The 16283-nt window shown below is 67.4% G+C and carries 15 protein-coding genes and 1 pseudogene; 5 read left to right on the top strand and 11 right to left on the bottom strand.

The window, feature by feature from the left end; all coding sequences use genetic code 11:
* A partial coding sequence (locus Q0C59_RS07665; protein ID WP_291213768.1) for a DUF924 family protein occupies positions 1–530 on the bottom strand: 530 nt, incomplete at its 3' end.
* Between the two features lie 125 nt (positions 531–655).
* On the opposite strand from Q0C59_RS07665, the gene Q0C59_RS07660 reads away from it, so the two are divergent.
* Positions 656–1120, top strand: a complete 465-nt coding sequence (locus tag Q0C59_RS07660; RefSeq protein ID WP_291213766.1) for a hypothetical protein — start codon at positions 656–658, stop codon at positions 1118–1120.
* A gap of 6 nt (positions 1121–1126) precedes the next feature.
* Here Q0C59_RS07660 and yjjJ read toward each other — a convergent pair whose 3' ends face one another.
* From yjjJ to Q0C59_RS07635, 5 genes are all read right to left on the bottom strand, one after another.
* The gene (yjjJ, locus tag Q0C59_RS07655; RefSeq protein WP_291213764.1) at positions 1127–2428 is read right to left on the bottom strand and encodes a type II toxin-antitoxin system HipA family toxin YjjJ; all 1302 of its coding nucleotides are present in this window, start codon (positions 2426–2428) and stop codon (positions 1127–1129) included.
* Between the two features lie 126 nt (positions 2429–2554).
* Complete coding sequence (locus Q0C59_RS07650) at positions 2555–3340, bottom strand: LytTR family DNA-binding domain-containing protein (RefSeq protein ID WP_291213762.1); 786 nt, start codon at positions 3338–3340, stop codon at positions 2555–2557.
* Positions 3337–4371, bottom strand: coding sequence for a sensor histidine kinase (locus Q0C59_RS07645; protein ID WP_291213760.1), 1035 nt, complete (start codon positions 4369–4371; stop codon positions 3337–3339). The genes Q0C59_RS07650 and Q0C59_RS07645 overlap by 4 nt, the downstream gene beginning before the upstream one ends.
* Positions 4372–4403: 32 nt before the next feature.
* Positions 4404–4733: a 2TM domain-containing protein gene (locus Q0C59_RS07640; protein ID WP_291213758.1), complete on the bottom strand. Its 330-nt coding sequence runs from the start codon at positions 4731–4733 to the stop codon at positions 4404–4406.
* A gap of 32 nt (positions 4734–4765) precedes the next feature.
* Positions 4766–5197 (bottom strand): DUF2306 domain-containing protein, encoded by a 432-nt coding sequence (locus Q0C59_RS07635; protein WP_291213756.1) that lies wholly within the window; start codon positions 5195–5197, stop codon positions 4766–4768.
* Between the two features lie 173 nt (positions 5198–5370).
* On the opposite strand from Q0C59_RS07635, the gene Q0C59_RS07630 reads away from it, so the two are divergent.
* The 4 genes from Q0C59_RS07630 (at position 5371) to Q0C59_RS07615 (ending at position 9577) form a co-directional block, all read left to right on the top strand.
* Positions 5371–6678, top strand: coding sequence for an efflux RND transporter periplasmic adaptor subunit (locus Q0C59_RS07630; protein WP_291213754.1), 1308 nt, complete (start codon positions 5371–5373; stop codon positions 6676–6678).
* Between the two features lie 20 nt (positions 6679–6698).
* Positions 6699–7409, top strand: coding sequence for an ABC transporter ATP-binding protein (locus Q0C59_RS07625; protein ID WP_291213752.1), 711 nt, complete (start codon positions 6699–6701; stop codon positions 7407–7409).
* Positions 7406–8638: an ABC transporter permease gene (locus tag Q0C59_RS07620; protein ID WP_291213750.1), complete on the top strand. Its 1233-nt coding sequence runs from the start codon at positions 7406–7408 to the stop codon at positions 8636–8638. Before Q0C59_RS07625 ends, Q0C59_RS07620 begins: the two co-directional genes overlap by 4 nt.
* 108 nt (positions 8639–8746) lie before the next feature.
* Entirely contained in the window at positions 8747–9577 is an 831-nt protein-coding gene (locus Q0C59_RS07615) for an undecaprenyl-diphosphate phosphatase (protein WP_291213748.1), read from the top strand.
* A gap of 7 nt (positions 9578–9584) precedes the next feature.
* Here Q0C59_RS07615 and Q0C59_RS07610 read toward each other — a convergent pair whose 3' ends face one another.
* The 5 genes and pseudogenes from Q0C59_RS07610 to Q0C59_RS07590 form a co-directional block, all read right to left on the bottom strand.
* Entirely contained in the window at positions 9585–11507 is a 1923-nt protein-coding gene (locus tag Q0C59_RS07610) for a PAS domain S-box protein (protein ID WP_291213745.1), read from the bottom strand.
* 100 nt (positions 11508–11607) lie between these two features.
* Positions 11608–12447, bottom strand: a complete 840-nt coding sequence (locus Q0C59_RS07605; protein ID WP_291213743.1) for an alpha/beta fold hydrolase — start codon at positions 12445–12447, stop codon at positions 11608–11610.
* 2 nt (positions 12448–12449) lie between these two features.
* Positions 12450–13277 (bottom strand): proteasome-type protease, encoded by an 828-nt coding sequence (locus Q0C59_RS07600; protein ID WP_291213741.1) that lies wholly within the window; start codon positions 13275–13277, stop codon positions 12450–12452.
* Entirely contained in the window at positions 13274–15922 is a 2649-nt protein-coding gene (mutS, locus tag Q0C59_RS07595; RefSeq protein WP_291213739.1) for a DNA mismatch repair protein MutS, read from the bottom strand. Before mutS ends, Q0C59_RS07600 begins: the two co-directional genes overlap by 4 nt.
* Before the next feature lie 73 nt (positions 15923–15995).
* Positions 15996–16283: pseudogene (locus Q0C59_RS07590) on the bottom strand (hypothetical protein); the annotation flags it as partial.

The following is a 16283-nucleotide window of genomic DNA, read 5'->3' as shown; positions in this document are numbered from 1 at the left end:
TGCGCCACGATGTCGCGGTGCACCACGGCAAAGCGCAGGTTGCTGTTGAGCTTGTCGCGCAGGGCTTGCGGGCTGCTGTCCACCAGCCGCTGGAAGTGCGCCACGCATTCCTCTTGCAGTTCCAGGTGTTCGGCGTGCATGAGCGGCATGTAGAGAAACACGCAGCCGGCGGGCGTGAGCGTGGTGTCCATGCCCTCGGCGATGGAGCGGCGGGTGAGGCGCTGCGCACGGGCATCGCCGTCAAAGGCGCGGCGCTGGCCGCGGTGCACGTTGCGCGAGAGCTGGTCGAGCAGCACGATGAGCGCCAGCCGTGTGCGGGGCTCCGTTTCCCATTCGATGAGGCCACCGTTCAGTGCTTCGTCCACCAGCGGGCCAAAGCGCTGGCGGATGACCTCGTCCTGCGCCGGGCCGCCGCCAAACCACAGTTCGTTGTGGTCTTGCGAGGGCCAGTCGAGCTGCAGGCCGTCGCCGAACCAGAAGTCGAGCACGTCGGAGGCGGTGGGGGGTGTGGTTGGGATGGTGTCGGTCATGGGGGTTACGTCTGGCAACGACTTTGACGGGGCGTGCGGTACGGCGCCGCGGACGATTCCTTGTAATGCAGGCACAGGGTAACCAAAACCCTGACCCCAGCCCCATGCGAACCCAGGAGCCCATCATGAAAACAGCCTCTCTCAAAGCCCACTGGGCCCGCACCTCGGCCCTGGCCCGGGGTCTCACGCTGGCCGCCCTGGCCGCCAGCGCCTGGGCCATGTCCACCGTCGCCACGCCAGCGCAGGCGCGCGACAACATCTCCTGGTCGATCGGCATCGGCTCCCCCGGTGTGGCGGTGGGTGTGTCCAACTACCCGCAGCCGGTCTACGTGAACCGCTACCCGGTGTACGAGGAGCGTTATCCAGTCTATGAAGAGCGCCGCCCGATCTACCAGCGCCCGATCATCGTGCAGCCGCGCCCGGTGGTGGTGTATCCGCAGCCGGTGTATGTACAGCCGCGCCCGTACTACCGCGCCGGCTGGGGCCACGGCCCGCGCTGGGATGACCGCCGCCACGGCCACGGTCACCGCAAACACGGTCACCGCGGTGGGCGCGACTGGGACGACGACGGTCGTCGCGGTCACCGCTGATTCGGACTACAACCGGGACACAGTGTCCCGGTTGGACCGAGCGAGGTTGCGAAAAGCCTTCGAGATGCGTGGGTCATGCGCAGCCAGCGCCCAATACTCCGATGCCAGCTGCACCGCTCGTGCCCACACTCCAAGGGTGTTGGCGGTGGGGTGCAACGCACGGGCAGCGAAATCGCGTTCCACCAGTTCGCCGTTCACCGGGGCATAGAGCATCGGCAGCATGTCGTAGGTGGGTGAAAGGCGCCACTGACCCTGGTCGAACAGCAGGGAAATGTTGCCGTAGTGGCGATCGGTGTTGCCGATGAGCGCGCCGAAAGCGTCGAGCAGGCGCAGATGCAGCGCATCGCTCTCTGTCATGAGTCGTCGTGCCTCCATGCGCTGGGCGGTGTCGGCCCAGTGGTCCATCTGGCCCACGTATTGCGCGTCATACACGAGCAGCGAGACCATGCCGATGCGTCCGTGGGCCGTGCGGTCAAAACGCTGGGCTTCCAGAAAGACGCGGTTGGCCGCCATGACGATCCGTGTCTGGGCGGCGGGCACCTTGTTCTGCGCGAGCACTTGCAGCGCCAGGTGTTCGCACACCAGCAGATCGCGCCAGCGTTGGTCGACGGGTGCCGCGCCCGCCGGCGAAAACTTCACGATCATGGGCTGGCCGTTCAGCGTGGTGCAGAACTTGGGCTGTTCACCGCCCGCCGACGATCCCGGCAGCGTGCCCTGCATGGCGCGCTCAGCGAGCACGGGGTATTCCCGTTCGGGTTCGGTGGTGATCGAGAGCCGTTGCGCCAGCGTGTGAAAGCGCTCAAAGGCCGACTGACCCACGATGAGGTTGCCCGGCAGATCGTCCCCGGCCTGCACCAGTGCCCGGAGCACATCGTCTTCGCTCCAGTGGCGCAGATCGCTGGGCAACCGCAGTTCGGGATGGGCTTGAGCAAACATGCGACCCATGAACCCTTGCGGCCGCATGTCTTGAAGAAACCAGGGCAAGCCGGCATGCAGTTCGCTCGGACCATCTGCCTCTTCGACCCAGAAGCGTCCGCCCGGCAGTGCCACCAGACGGCCGAAAGCCGATGTCTTGCCTTGAGCGTCCACCCGCATCAAGGGAATCTCGCTGCCCACTCCATCGATGTGTCGCGCCAGCAGGTATCGCTGTGAGCGTGCTGCACCCACCTTGATCACCCGGCCGTCGCGCAGCAAGGGCGCCAGCGCCCGTGAAACCGTGGGTTGGCTCACCGCCATCCGCGCCTTCAACTCGGCGCTGGTGGCCACGCCACCAAGCCGTCGAAGGGTGTCCAGCAAAGCTTCACTCATCTGATTTTTGACTGGATATTTGAATGGATAAGTGAATGTATCCGTATATGGATAGATCTGGCGATTTACCCGGTCTGAATGAATAGATACTCCCGCTCAAACGGCGGGGCAATCCAGGGACCGACTTCACATCGCCCGAAACCGGTCCGCGTACAGCCGGCTCACGGCAAAGGACTCGGGTCGCGCACGCAACCGCAGGCTCATGCGCCCGGCTTCATTGCGGGTGACGCTCTCGATGGCCTCGGCCCGCACCACGGTGCCCCGGTGGACCTGCCAGAACACGGCGGGGTCCAGCTGGGGCATCAGTTCTTTCAGCGGGGTGCGGATCAACACCTCGCCTTGCGCCAGCAGCACGCGCACGTATTTGTCGGCCGCTTCAAACGCCACCACTTCGCTCAGTTGAACCATGCGGATGCTGTTGCCCACGCTCGCCGGGATCACCTGCAGGCGGGCGGCTGGCGACGAGGTTTGGGACATGAGGCAACGCAGCTGTTCCAGCGTGGCGTCCAGCGGGCCGGTGGCAGGCCGGCGCTGCGCCAGCAAGGCTTGCACGCGCTGCACGGTGAGGCGCAGCCGCTCGGGCTGCACGGGTTTGAGCAGGTAGTCCACTGCCTGTGCCTCAAAGGCCTGCACGGCGTAGGCGTCATAGGCGGTCACAAACACCAGCGCGGGAAACGGCTGGTCGTCGGGCCATTCTTCGGCCAGCTCGGCGGCGGCCTCCAGCCCGCTTTGGCCGGGCATGCGGATGTCGAGCAACAGCACGTCGGGCCGCAGCGCCAGCGCCTGCGCCACGGCGGCCTCGCCATCGCCCACCACCCTCACCACCAGCTCGGGCCAGGCGAGCGCCAGCTCGGCCTGCAGCGCCTGGGCCAGCAAGGGTTCGTCTTCGGCGATGAGGGCGGTGGCGTTCATGGGGTGTGCAGGGGCAGGGTGAGCAGGGCGCGGGTGCCGGCGCCGGGGGCGCTGTGCCAGTGCAGCCTGGCTTGGCCGGGGTAGGCGGTGGTCAGGCGTTCGCGCACCTGGCTGAGGCCAAAGCCGGCCGCGGGCTCGGCCTCGCAGCCCACACCGGTGTCGCTCACTTCCAGCTCAAGACCGCTGGCGCCCTGACGCGCCACCACGCGGACTTCGCCGCCATCCACGTTGGGCTCCAGCCCGTGGCGGATGCAGTTTTCCACGAGCGGCTGCAGCAGCAGCGGCGGCACGCTCTGGTGGCTCAGGGTCTCGGGGAGTTCGAGCGTGTAGCGCAGCCGAGGGCCCATGCGCACGGCCATGAGTTCGAGGTAGTCGCGCAGCCGCGCGAATTCGTCCGCCAGGGTGTGGTGGCCGGCGGTGGCGTCCGCGCGCGATGCCTTGAGCGTGGCGCGCAGGAAGTCGTTGAGCCTGTCCAGCATGGTCACGGCGCGCACGGGGTCGGTGCCGATCAAGGCGCGCAGGTTGGCCAGGGTGTTGAACAGCATGTGGGGCTCCAGCTGCGATTCGAGCAGCCGCAGGCGGGCCTCGGTGGCCTGGCGCTGGGCTTCTTCCTCGGCCAGCCGGGCGCGGGCCAGCATCTCACGGCTGGTGAAGTAGTACGCACCAAAGGCGCCGGCCGAGAGCGACATCAGCACAAAGCCCAGGGTGGCGCGGGGGAAGTTGTTCAGGCCCAGCAGCAACTCGCGGCCCATCAGCAGGTTGGCGCTTGCGCTGCCCAGCGGGTAGGCCACGAGCACAGCGCCCACGACCAGCGCGGCCATTCGCATCGCGCCCGGCCAGCCGCTGGGGTGCAGCACGAAGCGCCCGCCGTCGATCAGGCCCCAGATGAACAGACCGATGAACTGCGAATACAGCATGTTCACCGCGAAGCTTTCACCGCTGACCGCCGTGATGGCCAGGGCAATCACGGTGTTGAACACCACGGCGGCAAGCGCCCGGCGGGCGATGGTGGCGGGGTTGAGCGGCGGCATGGTCGCAGTATCCCGCAAGGCCCGGGCGGGGTTCACAGACCCTGGCGCTCCCGGCTCAGGCGCTCGCGTTCCTGCGCCACCAGCCGCGCCTGCAGCCCCCCGCCGCCCAGCGCCATCCACACCCCCACGCCGTGCATGAGCAGGCCCAGGCCCCAGCCCAGCGCGGGGTAGATGGCCCAGTGGCGCCCGCTGGCCAGCGAGATGCCCATGAGCGCGGTGTTGACGGCCAGAAACACCAGGGCGTGGATGTACCAGCCCATGCGGGCGCCGGCGCGGCGGCGGGCGATGCGGTCCAGGTCCGCGTCGGTGGAGGTGGAGTTGGAGTTGGAGTTGGAGTTGGAGTTGGGGTTGTGCAGGTTCATGGTGGGCTTTCAAGTTGAAGCGATGAGGGGGGTCAGATCAGGCCGAGCCATTGGCCCCAGACGAGTTGGCCGAGGAAGCGCGCAGGCAGCAGGGTGAAGGCGCCGGCCACCAGACAGGCACCCACGTACAGCGTGACCATGGTCTTGCGGTGGCCGCTCACGTTGCCGCGAAACAGTTGCCAGAACGCGAGGAAGAGGCTGACCAGCACGATCGGCACCAGCAGGTGGATGGGGGTGTAGCCGGCGATGTTGGGCAGGTTGAAGTCGCGGATGAAGATGGCCGAGAGCGCGGAGATCAGCATCAGCGTGACCCAGGCGTAGCCCGCGGCGCGGTGCAGCCGGGGGCGCTGGCTGTGCGGCTGGCGGCTGGCGTGCCCGCGGCGCGCCCACAGGGCAATGGGGCCGATGGCCACGGCGGCCAGGGCGGCGGTCATGTGAACGGCGATGAGAGGGGTGAGTTGCATGGCGCTCTCCGGTGGGTGGGTGAGCGCACTGTGCCCAGCGGCCGGGCACGGGCCCAGCGGCTTGCGACGGATCGGCGCAGCCGCGGCGCGAAACGCGCGCAGCGCGGCGCGAAATGCAGCGGGCAGATCCCCCACAGCCCGCCTGCTGTGGTCCCCATTCCTACAATCTCGCCATGAAAAGATCGCAGTGGATGACGGGTGTGGTGGTGCTGGCCCTGGTGGCGGGTGGTGCCTGGTGGTGGAGCCAGCGCAGCGCGCAACCGGCCGTGCAGTACCGCACCGCGCCCATCGAGCGCGGTGGCTTGCAGGTCAGCGTGTCGGCCAGTGGCACGGTGAACCCGGTCACCCAGGTATCGGTGGGCACGCAGGTGTCGGGCCAGGTGCGCGCGGTGTATGTGGACTTCAACACCGAGGTCAAGGCGGGCCAGTTGATCGCCGAGATCGACCCCCAGACCTTTGAATACCGCGTGAGTTCGGCCCAGGCCGATGTGAACGCGGCACGCGCGGCGGTGGCGATTGCGGTGGCCAACGCGGCGTCGAGCCGGGCCAATGTGTCGCGTGTGCAATCCGACCTGGCCGAAGCGCAGCGCACGCACGAGCGCAACCTGAGCCTGGTGGCGCAGGGATTCATTGCCCAGAGTGAGGCCGACCGCACGCGCGCCGTGCTGGTCTCGGCGCAGGAGTCGCTGCGCGCGGTGCAGGCGCTGGTGGGGGTGAGCGAGGCGCAGATCCAGAGCGCGCAGGCCAGCGTGGCCCAGCGCGAGGCGGCGCTGGCGCAGGCGCGCATCGACCTCTCACGCACGCGCATCACCTCGCCGGTCAACGGCATCGTGATCAAGCGCACCGTGGAAAAGGGCCAGACCGTGGCCGCCAGCCTGCAGGCGCCCGAGCTGTTCGTGATCGCGCAGAACCTCTCCGACATGCAGGTGGACGCCAGCATCGACGAGGCCGACGTGGGCCGCATCCAGCCGGGCCTGAAAGCCAGTTTCACGGTGGACGCCTTCCCGGGCCAGACCTTCGAGGGCGAGGTGCGCCAGGTGCGCAAGGCGGCGACCAACGTGTCGAATGTGGTGACCTATGTGGCGGTGGTGCGCTTCGCCAACGCGTCGGGCCGTTTGCTGCCGGGCATGACGGCCAACGTGCGTGTGGTGACCGAGTCGCGCGAGAGCGTGCTCAAGGTGCCGAACGCGGCGCTGCGGGTGCGTGTGCCGGGAGTGGAGCCTGCATCCGCGGGCCCGGCCGATGCACCCGCGGCGCCCGCGTCTCCCGGCCGCGCCGGCCGCATCCACCTGCTCGACGCCAAGGGCCAGCCGGTGGCCTACCCGGTGCGACTGGGTGTGAGCGACGGCACGGCCACCGAACTGCTGGTGGCGCCCGGGTCTTCCGAGGCGGGTGTGTTGGTCGAAGGCGCACAAGTGGTCACGGGGGTCACCGCCAAGGCCAGCGGCCCGCGCACCAGCGGCCCGCGCATGTCGTTCTGAGCGCTGCGCAGGTACCCGCCATGTCCCTCATCGAAGCCCGCTCCCTCACCAAGACCTACCGCATGGGCGGTCACGCGGTGCATGCGCTGGCGGGTGTGTCGCTCGACATCGAGGCCGGGGAGTTCGTGGCCATCATGGGGGCGTCCGGCTCGGGCAAGTCCACGCTGATGAACATCCTGGGCTGCCTGGACCTGCCCGATGGGGGCGAGTACCGCCTGGCTGGGGAAGCGGTTCAGACCATGAGCGCCGACGCGCTGGCCGCGGTGCGCAACCGCCGCATCGGTTTTGTGTTCCAGCAGTTCAACCTGCTGCCACGCACCAGTGCGCTGGAAAACGTGGAGCTGCCCATGGTGTACGCCGGAGTGGCCACGGCCGAGCGGCAGCAGCGCGCGCGCGAAGCGCTGGAACGGGTGGGTCTGGGGGATCGCACCGGCCACACGCCGGCCGAACTCTCGGGTGGTCAGCAGCAGCGCGTGGCGATTGCGCGCGCGCTGGTCAACCGGCCCCAGCTCATCCTGGCCGACGAGCCCACCGGGGCGCTGGACACCCACACGAGTGAAGACGTGATGGGCCTGCTGGCCGGGCTCAATGCACAGGGCATCACGGTGGTGCTGGTCACGCACGAACACGAGATTGCCGACTGGGCTCGCCGCCGCCTGGTGTTTCGCGACGGCCACCTGCACGAGGACGTCACCCAGCCTGGCCGGGCGGCACCCGGGGTGGCCGCATGAACGCGCTGGCGGCCATGCGCAGCGCCTGGCGGGCCCTGCTGGCCAACCCCTTGCGCAGCCTGCTGACCATGCTGGGCATCATCATCGGCGTGGCCTCGGTCATCACCATGATCGCGATCGGGCAGGGCGCCACCGAGCGTGTGCAGGAGCACATGAAGGTGCTGGGCGCCAACGTGATGCTGGTGCTGCCCGGCACGGTGAACACCGGCGGTGTGCGACAGGGCGCGCAGACCAGCCAGGCGCTCACCGAAGCCGATGCGATGGCGATCGCGCTGGAGGTGCCGGAGGTGCAGGTGGCCGCGCCGAGTTCACGTGCCACGGTGCAGGCGGTGTTTGGGGGTACCAACTGGAGCACCCCGGTGTTCGGCGCCACCAACGACTACCTGGAGGCGCGCGACTGGCCGCTGGCATCGGGTCGCCTGTTCGAGACCGGCGAGCTGCAGGGCGCGGCCAAGGTGGTGCTGATCGGGCAGACCGTGGCGCGCGAACTGTTCGGCGACGAGGACCCGGTGGACCAGGTGATCCGCCTGCGCAACGTGCCCATGACCGTGATCGGCGTGCTCGAGCGCAAAGGTCAGAACTCGTGGGGCTCGGACCAGGACGATGTGGCCATCGTGCCCATCAGCACGTTTCGCAACCGGGTGCAGGGCGACGCTGCAGGGCGGCTCAAACGCGTGGGCAGCATTTCGGTGAAGGTGCGCGACGGTTACGACATGAAAGCGGCCGAGGACAACATCCGGGAACTGCTGCGCCAGCGCATGCGGGTGCAGGTCGACGGCGACGAGCCCTTCCGCATCCGCAACCTCACCGAGATGCTGCAGGCGCAAGAGGCTTCGAGCCAGGTGATGACGCTGCTGCTGTCGGCCGTGGCCGGCGTGAGCCTGATCGTGGGCGGCATCGGCATCATGAACATCATGCTGGTGAGCGTGACCGAGCGCACCCGCGAGATCGGCCTGCGCATGGCGGTGGGCGCGCGTGGGCGCGACATCCTCGCGCAGTTCCTGATCGAGGCCATCACGCTGAGCCTGATGGGGGGTGCTGTCGGTGTGTTGCTGGGCGCCATCGCCACCTGGGCGGTCGGCCAGTTTGCCGGCTGGCAGGTCAGCATGACGCTGCAGTCCATCGTGCTGGCGGCGGGCTTCTCGGCGCTGGTGGGCGTGTTCTTTGGCTTCTACCCGGCCAGACGGGCCTCGGCGCTGCTGCCGATCCAGGCCTTGCGCCACGAGTGAGTGCGCCCGGCCGGGGGGAGGCCAGCAGGTACGATACCGGCCTGCTTGTCGGCCCCTTGTCGGGACCACGCACCACCTGAGAAACGCCGCCAAGGCGACCCCCGTTCCATGGATTTTGTGTTGTTGATCAAGGCCGCCATCATGGGCGTGGTGGAAGGCCTCACCGAGTTCATCCCGGTGTCCTCCACCGGCCACCTCATCCTGGCGGCCTCGCTCTTGAACATGCCGGGCGAGAAGATCAAGCTCTTCGAGGTGGTGATCCAGACCGGCGCGATCATGGCCATCATCTCGCTCTATGCGGGCAAGCTCTGGGACACCCTGGTGGGCCTGCCGCGCGAAGCGGTGGCCCAGCGCTTCACGGCCAATGTGCTGATCGGATTTTTCCCGGCAGCACTCGCCGGCTTTCTGTTCATCGACTTCATCAAGGGTGTGTTGTTTCAACCGCTGGTGGTGGCCTTGGGCTTCATCGTCGGCGGCGTTGTGATCCTGTGGGCCGAATGGCTGCAGAAACGCGGAAGCCGTGTGCACATCGAGGCGGTCGACCAGGTGCGCTGGACGGATGCACTCAAGGTCGGCCTGGTGCAGTGCACCGCCCTGGTTCCCGGTGTGAGCCGCTCGGGCGCGACCATCATTGGTGCCATGTTGCTCGGCTTCAACCGCAAGGCCGCCACCGAGTTCAGCTTCTTCCTCGCGATTCCCATGCTCTTCGGCGCCGCCGCCTACGACCTCTACAAAAATCGCGATCTGTTGAGCATGTCCGACGTCCCGTTGTTCGCGGTCGGCCTGCTTTTTTCGTGGCTCTCGGCCTGGGTGTGTGTGCGCTGGTTGCTGCGTTTTGTGGCCAATCACACCTTTGTCGCGTTTGCCTGGTACCGGATCGCCTTCGGTGCGCTGATCCTGTTGACTGCGACCCTGGGCTGGGTCGACTGGGTGGCCTGATCGCCGACTACGCAGACAGGGGCGCGTAGAGGCTGAAACAGAACATGGCGCCTTTGCCGGGTTCGCCAGAGGCCGACATGCTGCCTCCGTGGCGCTGCACGATGCGCAGCGAAGTGGCCAGGCCGATGCCCAGGCCGGCGAATTCGTGCGGCATGTGCAGTCGCTGAAATGGCTGGAACAGCTTGTTCGCGCGCGCCATGTCGAAGCCCGCGCCGTTGTCGCTGACGCAGAAACGCATCTGGCCCTGAACTTCTTGCGCATGGACCCGGATCAGCGCCTGTGGCGTTTTGGCGGTGTATTTCCAGGCGTTGTTCAGCAGGTTCTGCATGAGGGCTTCGACCAACGGTGGATCGGCCATCACAGTGAGATCGGACTCGATCTCCCAGCGCACATCGCGCTGCGGGTCGGCGCTGGCGAACTCTTCCAGCAGGCGGGTGGCGATGCTGCTGATGTTGACCGGCTTGCGCTGAAGATCGCCGCGCGAGAACTGTGACAGCGTGAGCAGGCCGTCGATGAGTTCGCCCATCTTTTTGCTCGCGCCCATGATGCGCGCGAGGTGCGACTGGCTGCCTTCGTCGAGCCTGGGGTTGTCTTCGCGCAAGGCCTGGGCAAAGCCGTTGATGATGCGCAGCGGCGAGCGCAGGTCGTGCGCCACCGCGTAGGAGTAGCTCTCCAGCTCGTCGTACGCGGCCTTGAGGGCGCGTGTGCGCCCGTCGATGCGTTGCTCCAGCGACGCGTTGAGCTGCTGGATTTCCATCTCGTTGCGCTTGCGTTCGGTGACGTCGCGCGTCACGCCCAGGGCACGCACGGCACGACCTTGTGCGTCGCGTTCGAACTCCGCCCGAACCGTGAACCATCGCCACTCGTCGTCGAACTGGAGTCGGTATTCGATGTCGTACTCCGCCTTGCCTTGCACCGCCAACGCCCACAGGCGCAACACCTGGGGCCGGTCTTCAGGGTGGGTGAGCGCGAGCAGTTCTGCGTCGGTGAAATCGGCCTGTGGCAGTCCCAGAATTTCGTGCGAACCCGACAGCGTGGTGAAACGGCGCGCGGCCACGTCGGCCTGCCAGCTCGCCAGACCGGCCAGTTCGTGCGCCTGGCGCAGCAGGTGCTCGCTGGTGCGCAAGGCCTGCTCGGCATTCTTGAGGGCGGAGATGTCCTGCACCACGGCGATCACGTAGTCGGCTTCGCCCGTGGCCTTGCGCACCAGCGAGATCGTGAGGTAAGCCCAGACCACATGGCCGAGCTTGTGGATGTAGCGCTTCTCGAAGCTGTAGTGGTGGATCTCGTCGTTCAGGGCGCGGTGGAACTGGGCGAGGTCGACCTCCAGGTCGTCCGGGTGCGTGAAGTCCCGGAAATGCATCTTCAGCATTTCGTCTTTGGTGTAGCCGAAGATGTCGCAGTAGGTCTGGTTGATGCGGATCCACTCGCCGTTGAGGTGGCTGTGGGTCATGCCGGTGGCGCCTTGCTCGAAGGTGTCTTCCAGTTGCTGCTTGCCTTGCTGGATCAGCACGGTGGCCTCGCGCAGGTGGCGGTTCTGTCGCTGCATCAGGGCGATCGCGCCCACCACCACGAGCTGCGTGAGCAGGTGCCACAGGTTGAGCCAGAAGGCCTCGACCGGGTTCTCGAATGCGAAACTGAAGTAGGGCTTGACCAGCATGAAGTTGATCATCAGCATGCCCAGCACGGTGCTGAACATGCCGACCCGGAAGCCGCCGTAGAGCGCGGAGATGGCCGCCGCAAGAGAGAGTGTGATGAAGCGCCCGCCCGATTCGGCCGGTGCCAGCGCCACGCGCATCCAGGCCGCCAGCAGCGTGATGACCAAGGCCACCGCCAGACGCATCCACAGGCTGTGGCGGTCGGGTTGCCAGTCTGCCAAGCGCTGCCACACCCTCTGCAAGGGGCTGCCCGGTGGGGAGGGGGGCGTCATGGGGTTGACCGCTGGGTTTGAGCTTCTGTGGCTGTGGTGGATGCTGCAGCTTCGGTTATACCGGAGCGGCGCACCACCAGCACTGCGGGTCTGCCCGTTCTCATGCCAGCGCCTGCAGCATGGCGTCGATGGCCGCAGCGGTCTGCAGCGGTTGCTCCATCGGGAACAGGTGGCTGCCTTCGATCATGGCCATGCGCTCGGGGTGCCCGGAGTCCACCAGGCGGTGCGTCATGGCCATGCCGACCTGTTTCATTTCCAGCGAACGTGTGCCACCGATGAAGCCCACCGGGCAGGGCAGCGGGTGGCGGCGCAGCAGGCGGTCCAGGTTGTGCGGCAGGGTGTTGTAGATCGCGGTTTCCACCTCGCGGTCGAAGTCCAGCGTGCGGTGCGGTTTGCCATGTGCATCGGTCCCATCGCATGTGCCGTGGTCGATGTAGTCCTGCAGCACCTGCGGATCCCACGCGGCAAACGCCTTCTTGCTGGCGAAATGCGCGTGCGCCGCGTCGGCGTCGGGCCAGGTGTTGCGTCGCTTGCGGCTGACCTTGCCCGGCGAGACCGAGCCCACCAGTTGCGCTCGTTTGATCAGCTCCAGCGTGCGCGCACGCCAGCCGCCGAGCACGGGTGAATCGATCAGCACCACGCCACGCACCGTGTGACCGCCCAATTGCGGGTGGCGTGCCGCGCACATGAGGCTCAGAAAACCGCCCAACGAATGGCCGACCAGCCAGGCGCCCCGACCGTGGGTTTCGATCTCGGGCGCAGCGAAGTCGGCGAGCTGCTGCACCAGGTGCGGCCAGTTGCTCGTGACGGGGTACTGCGGGTCGTGTCCGAACTTGTCCACCGCGCGCACCGCATGCCCGCGGGCGCGCAGGGACTTGAAAAGGACGCGGTAGGTGCTGGCGGGGAAGCTGTTGGCGTGGGAGAAGATGATCAGCGACATGCCTAGATCAGTTTTTCTTTGGCGTTGGTGATCTTCTTCAGCGGCTGGCAGCGCGGGCCGGTGCTCAGCAAAGGAACTTCGGTGTGGGCGCCGTCCCAGGTCGGGTGCTCGATGCTGTCGAACACCTCGCGCAGCTTCTGGCCCCAGGTGTTGTGCAGCATGCGGAAGTACGGATTCTCGTTGTCGATGCAGATGATCTTGTCGGACTGCAGCCGGTTCGCCTCGTACACCACCAGATCCAGCGGCAGACCCACCGACAGGTTGGACTTGAGCGTGGAGTCCATCGACACCAGGACGCACTTGGCGGCTTCGTCCAGCGGGGTCTCGGGCGTGATCACGCGGTCGAGCACGGGCTTGCCGTACTTGGATTCGCCGACCTGGAAAAACGGTGTTTCCGAAGTGGCTTCAATGAAGTTGCCGGCCGAATAGACCTGGAACAGGCGCATGCCTTCGCCCTGGATCTGGCCACCGAAGATCATGGACACGTTGAACTCCACGCCCGCGCGCTGCAACGAATCGCCGTCGCGCTCGTACACGTGGCGCACGGCCGCACCCAGCACGCGCGCGGCGTCGAACATGCTTTTGGCGTTCCAGATGGTGATGGGTTCGCCCCCGTCCACGTCTTCGAGCTGCTCGACTTGCAGGATCTCGCGCACCGACTGCGAGACGCTCAGGTTGCCGGCCGATAGCAGGCACATGAAGCGGTCGCCCGGCTTTTCGTAGACGATCATTTTTCGGAAGGTGCTGATCTGGTCCAGGCCCGCGTTGGTGCGCGAATCCGAGAGGAAGACCATGCCGGCGTTGAGCTTGACGGCGACGCAGTAAGTCATGATGAGGAAGCCAGTTTTTTCAAGGTGTAGAGCTGTTCCAGCGCTTCGCGCGGGCTCAGGGTGTCGGGGTCGATCCGCTCCAGCGCTGTCTGAAGCGGGTGTGCGTCGGCCTCCAGTGTCGCAGGTGGCGGCGCGAACAGGTCGACCTGGCTGCGGGACTCGGTGCTCTGGGCTTCCAGTGCGGCCAGGACGTGGCGGGCATGCTGCACCACACCGGCGGGCACACCGGCCAGCCGCGCCACCTGAATGCCGTAGCTGCGGCTGGCCGGGCCGGGCTCGATCTGGTGCAGGAACACGATGCCGCCCGCCTTGCCGCCCGCCTCGACGGCGCTCACGTGCACGTTCACTGCGGCGTGGTGTCCGGCCGGGAATTCGGTCAGTTCGAAGTAGTGGGTGGCGAACAGCGTGAAGGCGCGCGACTTGTCGTGCAGGTGCGTGGCAATGCCGCCGGCCAGCGCCAGGCCATCAAAGGTGGAGGTGCCGCGGCCGATCTCGTCCATGAGCACCAGGCTTTCGGGTGTCGCTGCATGCAATATCTGCGCGGCTTCGGTCATCTCCACCATGAAGGTGGACTGGGCGTTGGCCAGGTCGTCGGCCGCACCGATGCGGGTGTGGATGGCGTCGATCGGCCCCAGCCGGCAACTCGCCGCCGGCACGAAACTGCCCATGCTGGCGAGCAGCACGATCACCGCGACCTGGCGCATGTAGGTGCTCTTGCCGCCCATGTTGGGGCCGGTGATCACCTGCATGCGCTGTTTGGGACCCAGCACCGTGTCGTTGGCGATGAAGCTGCCACCGCTGGTCTCGTTCAGCCGCGCCTCCACCACCGGGTGGCGCCCGCCACGGATGTCGATGCAGGGTTCGGGCACGAACTGCGGTGCGTTCCAGTTCAGCGTGAGCGAGCGCTCGGTCAGCGCGCACAGCGCGTCCAGCGCAGCCATGGCGCGCGCCAGTTGCGTGAGTGGTGCTATGAAGGCCTGCAGTTCGTCGAGCAGGTGGTCGTACAGCCACTTCTCGCGCGCCAGCGCCCGGTCTTGTGCGGAGAGCGCCTTGTCTTCAAACGCCTTGAGTTCGGGCGTGATGAAACGCTCGGCGTTTTTGAGCGTCTGGCGGCGGCGGTAGTCGTCGGGCACCTTGGAGGCCTGGCCCTGCGTGACCTCGATGTAGAAGCCGTGCACCTTGTTGAACTGCACACGCAGGTTGGTGATGCCGGTGCGCGCACGCTCGCGCTGCTCCAGCTCGATCAGGAAACCGTCGCAGTTGTTCTGGATCGCGCGCAGCTCGTCGAGATCGGCGTCGAAGCCGTCGGCGATCACGCCGCCGTCGCGCACCAGCGCGGCCGGCTCGGCCAGCAGGGCACTGCGCAGCAGCTCGGCGCAACCTTCGGGCGGCGTGAGGTGCTGGCCGATGCCGTGCAGCAATCCGCCGGGATCCTGCGGGCCGAGCTGGCGAGCCAACTGCTGCGCACGCTCCAGCGTCTGGCCCAGGCCCACCAGCTCGCGTGGCTTGACCTGACGCAAGGCCGTGCGCGCGGTGATGCGCTCCACGTCGCTCGCGCCCTTGAGCGAAGCGCGCAGGCCCTGCCACAGGCCGCCGCGCAGGGTGTTGATGGCGACCAGGCGCGAGCGTGCCTGGGCGCGGTCGCGCCGGGGCTCCAGCAGCCAGCTGCGCAGCGCGCGGCTGCCCATGCCGGTGCAGCACACGTCGAGCAACGACAGCAGCGTGGGGCTGGTCTCGCCGCGCAGGGTCTGGGTGAGTTCGAGGTTGCGCCGGGTGTTCAGCGGCAGGTCGATCAGTTCGCCACTGCGCGCCACCTGCAGGCTCTTCACGTGGCTGAGCGCACGGCCCTGCGTGTGTTCGGCGTAGTTGAGCAGCGCGGACGCCGCGGCGTGGGCGTCGCCCAGATCTTGTGCGTCCCAGGCAGCGAGGCTCGCGGCCTGCAACTGCTCCAGCAGCTTGCGCTGGCCCAGGCCGGCGTCAAACGCCCAGGCCGGGCGCAGCACCGCCACCAGGCGCTGGCCGTTGGCCTGGTTCGCCAGCGCCACCACGGTCTTCTCGAACGTGGTGGAGGTGTCGGCGCTGTAGAGCAGCTCACCGGGGTTGACGCGCGCCACCCAGTCGGCCAGCTCGTCGCTGGCGCACTGCGCGAGAAACACGATGCCCTGTGTGACCGACATCCAGGCGAGACCACAACCGGTGCGCGCGCCCGGATGCACGGCCATGAGCACCGCCTCGGTCTTGTCGGACAGCAGTTCGCTGTCGGTCAGCGTGCCCGGCGTGACCACGCGCACCACCTTGCGCTCCACCGGGCCTTTTGACGTCGCTACGTCGCCCACCTGCTCGCAGATGGCCACCGACTCGCCCAGCTTGATCAGGCGCGCCAGATACGTATCGACCGAGTGGAAGGGCACGCCAGCCATGACCACCGGCTGCCCGCCCGACTGGCCTCGCTGGGTCAGCGTGATGTCGAGCAGGCGCGCGGCCTTTTCGGCGTCGGCAAAGAACAGCTCGTAAAAATCGCCCATGCGGTAGAACAGCAGCGTGTTCGGGTACCCGGCCTTGAGGCCAAAGTACTGCTGCATCATGGGGGTGTGGGAAGACAGGTCGGCGGGCACCTGCGCCTGGGCGGCGGATTCCTTGTGCATCAACGGCTTACAGGTGGGTTGTCCGGGGTGGAAGGCCGACGGGCGGTGTGCCCGACCCGGCTTCGGTGAGGGGCTACATCTTATGTGTTGACGCGGCGCGTGTTTCCGCCGCGGTGAGCCGTGCGTAAAGCAGGCCGGCAAGCACGGCGCCGGCGGCCATCACCAGCAGGCCGGGCAGGTGGCGCGTGGCGTCGATGAACACCGGCATCGGGGCCACGGCGTCCACGGCGCGCACCGCAGCCACCATGCCGGCGCCAGCGGCCACCGCCAGCAGCGGGCTGCGCCCGTTGGGCCAGCGGCGCGCCACCAGCGCGGCCACGGCCAGTGCCGGCAACCAACCCGCGGCCAGGATGCCGGCGTA

The sequence above is a fragment of the Hydrogenophaga sp. genome, from assembly GCF_022844385.1.
GTDB lineage: Bacteria > Pseudomonadota > Gammaproteobacteria > Burkholderiales > Burkholderiaceae_C > Hydrogenophaga.
The sequence above is the reverse complement of the archived record's forward strand: the minus strand, read 5'-3'. Positions and strand labels throughout refer to the sequence as shown.

Coding starts and splice junctions, on each gene's coding strand:
- Q0C59_RS07605 (WP_291213743.1), bottom strand. CDS start 12,447: ATGTCGCTGATCATCTTCTCCCACGCCAACAGCTTCCCCGCCAGCACC.
- Q0C59_RS07600 (WP_291213741.1), bottom strand. CDS start 13,277: ATGACTTACTGCGTCGCCGTCAAGCTCAACGCCGGCATGGTCTTCCTC.
- yjjJ (WP_291213764.1), bottom strand. CDS start 2,428: ATGAGTGAAGCTTTGCTGGACACCCTTCGACGGCTTGGTGGCGTGGCC.
- mutS (WP_291213739.1), bottom strand. CDS start 15,922: ATGCACAAGGAATCCGCCGCCCAGGCGCAGGTGCCCGCCGACCTGTCT.
- Q0C59_RS07645 (WP_291213760.1), bottom strand. CDS start 4,371: ATGCCGCCGCTCAACCCCGCCACCATCGCCCGCCGGGCGCTTGCCGCC.
- Q0C59_RS07615 (WP_291213748.1), top strand. CDS start 8,747: ATGGATTTTGTGTTGTTGATCAAGGCCGCCATCATGGGCGTGGTGGAA.
- Q0C59_RS07650 (WP_291213762.1), bottom strand. CDS start 3,340: ATGAACGCCACCGCCCTCATCGCCGAAGACGAACCCTTGCTGGCCCAG.
- Q0C59_RS07640 (WP_291213758.1), bottom strand. CDS start 4,733: ATGAACCTGCACAACCCCAACTCCAACTCCAACTCCAACTCCAACTCC.
- Q0C59_RS07625 (WP_291213752.1), top strand. CDS start 6,699: ATGTCCCTCATCGAAGCCCGCTCCCTCACCAAGACCTACCGCATGGGC.
- Q0C59_RS07635 (WP_291213756.1), bottom strand. CDS start 5,197: ATGCAACTCACCCCTCTCATCGCCGTTCACATGACCGCCGCCCTGGCC.
- Q0C59_RS07660 (WP_291213766.1), top strand. CDS start 656: ATGAAAACAGCCTCTCTCAAAGCCCACTGGGCCCGCACCTCGGCCCTG.
- Q0C59_RS07610 (WP_291213745.1), bottom strand. CDS start 11,507: ATGACGCCCCCCTCCCCACCGGGCAGCCCCTTGCAGAGGGTGTGGCAG.
- Q0C59_RS07620 (WP_291213750.1), top strand. CDS start 7,406: ATGAACGCGCTGGCGGCCATGCGCAGCGCCTGGCGGGCCCTGCTGGCC.
- Q0C59_RS07630 (WP_291213754.1), top strand. CDS start 5,371: ATGAAAAGATCGCAGTGGATGACGGGTGTGGTGGTGCTGGCCCTGGTG.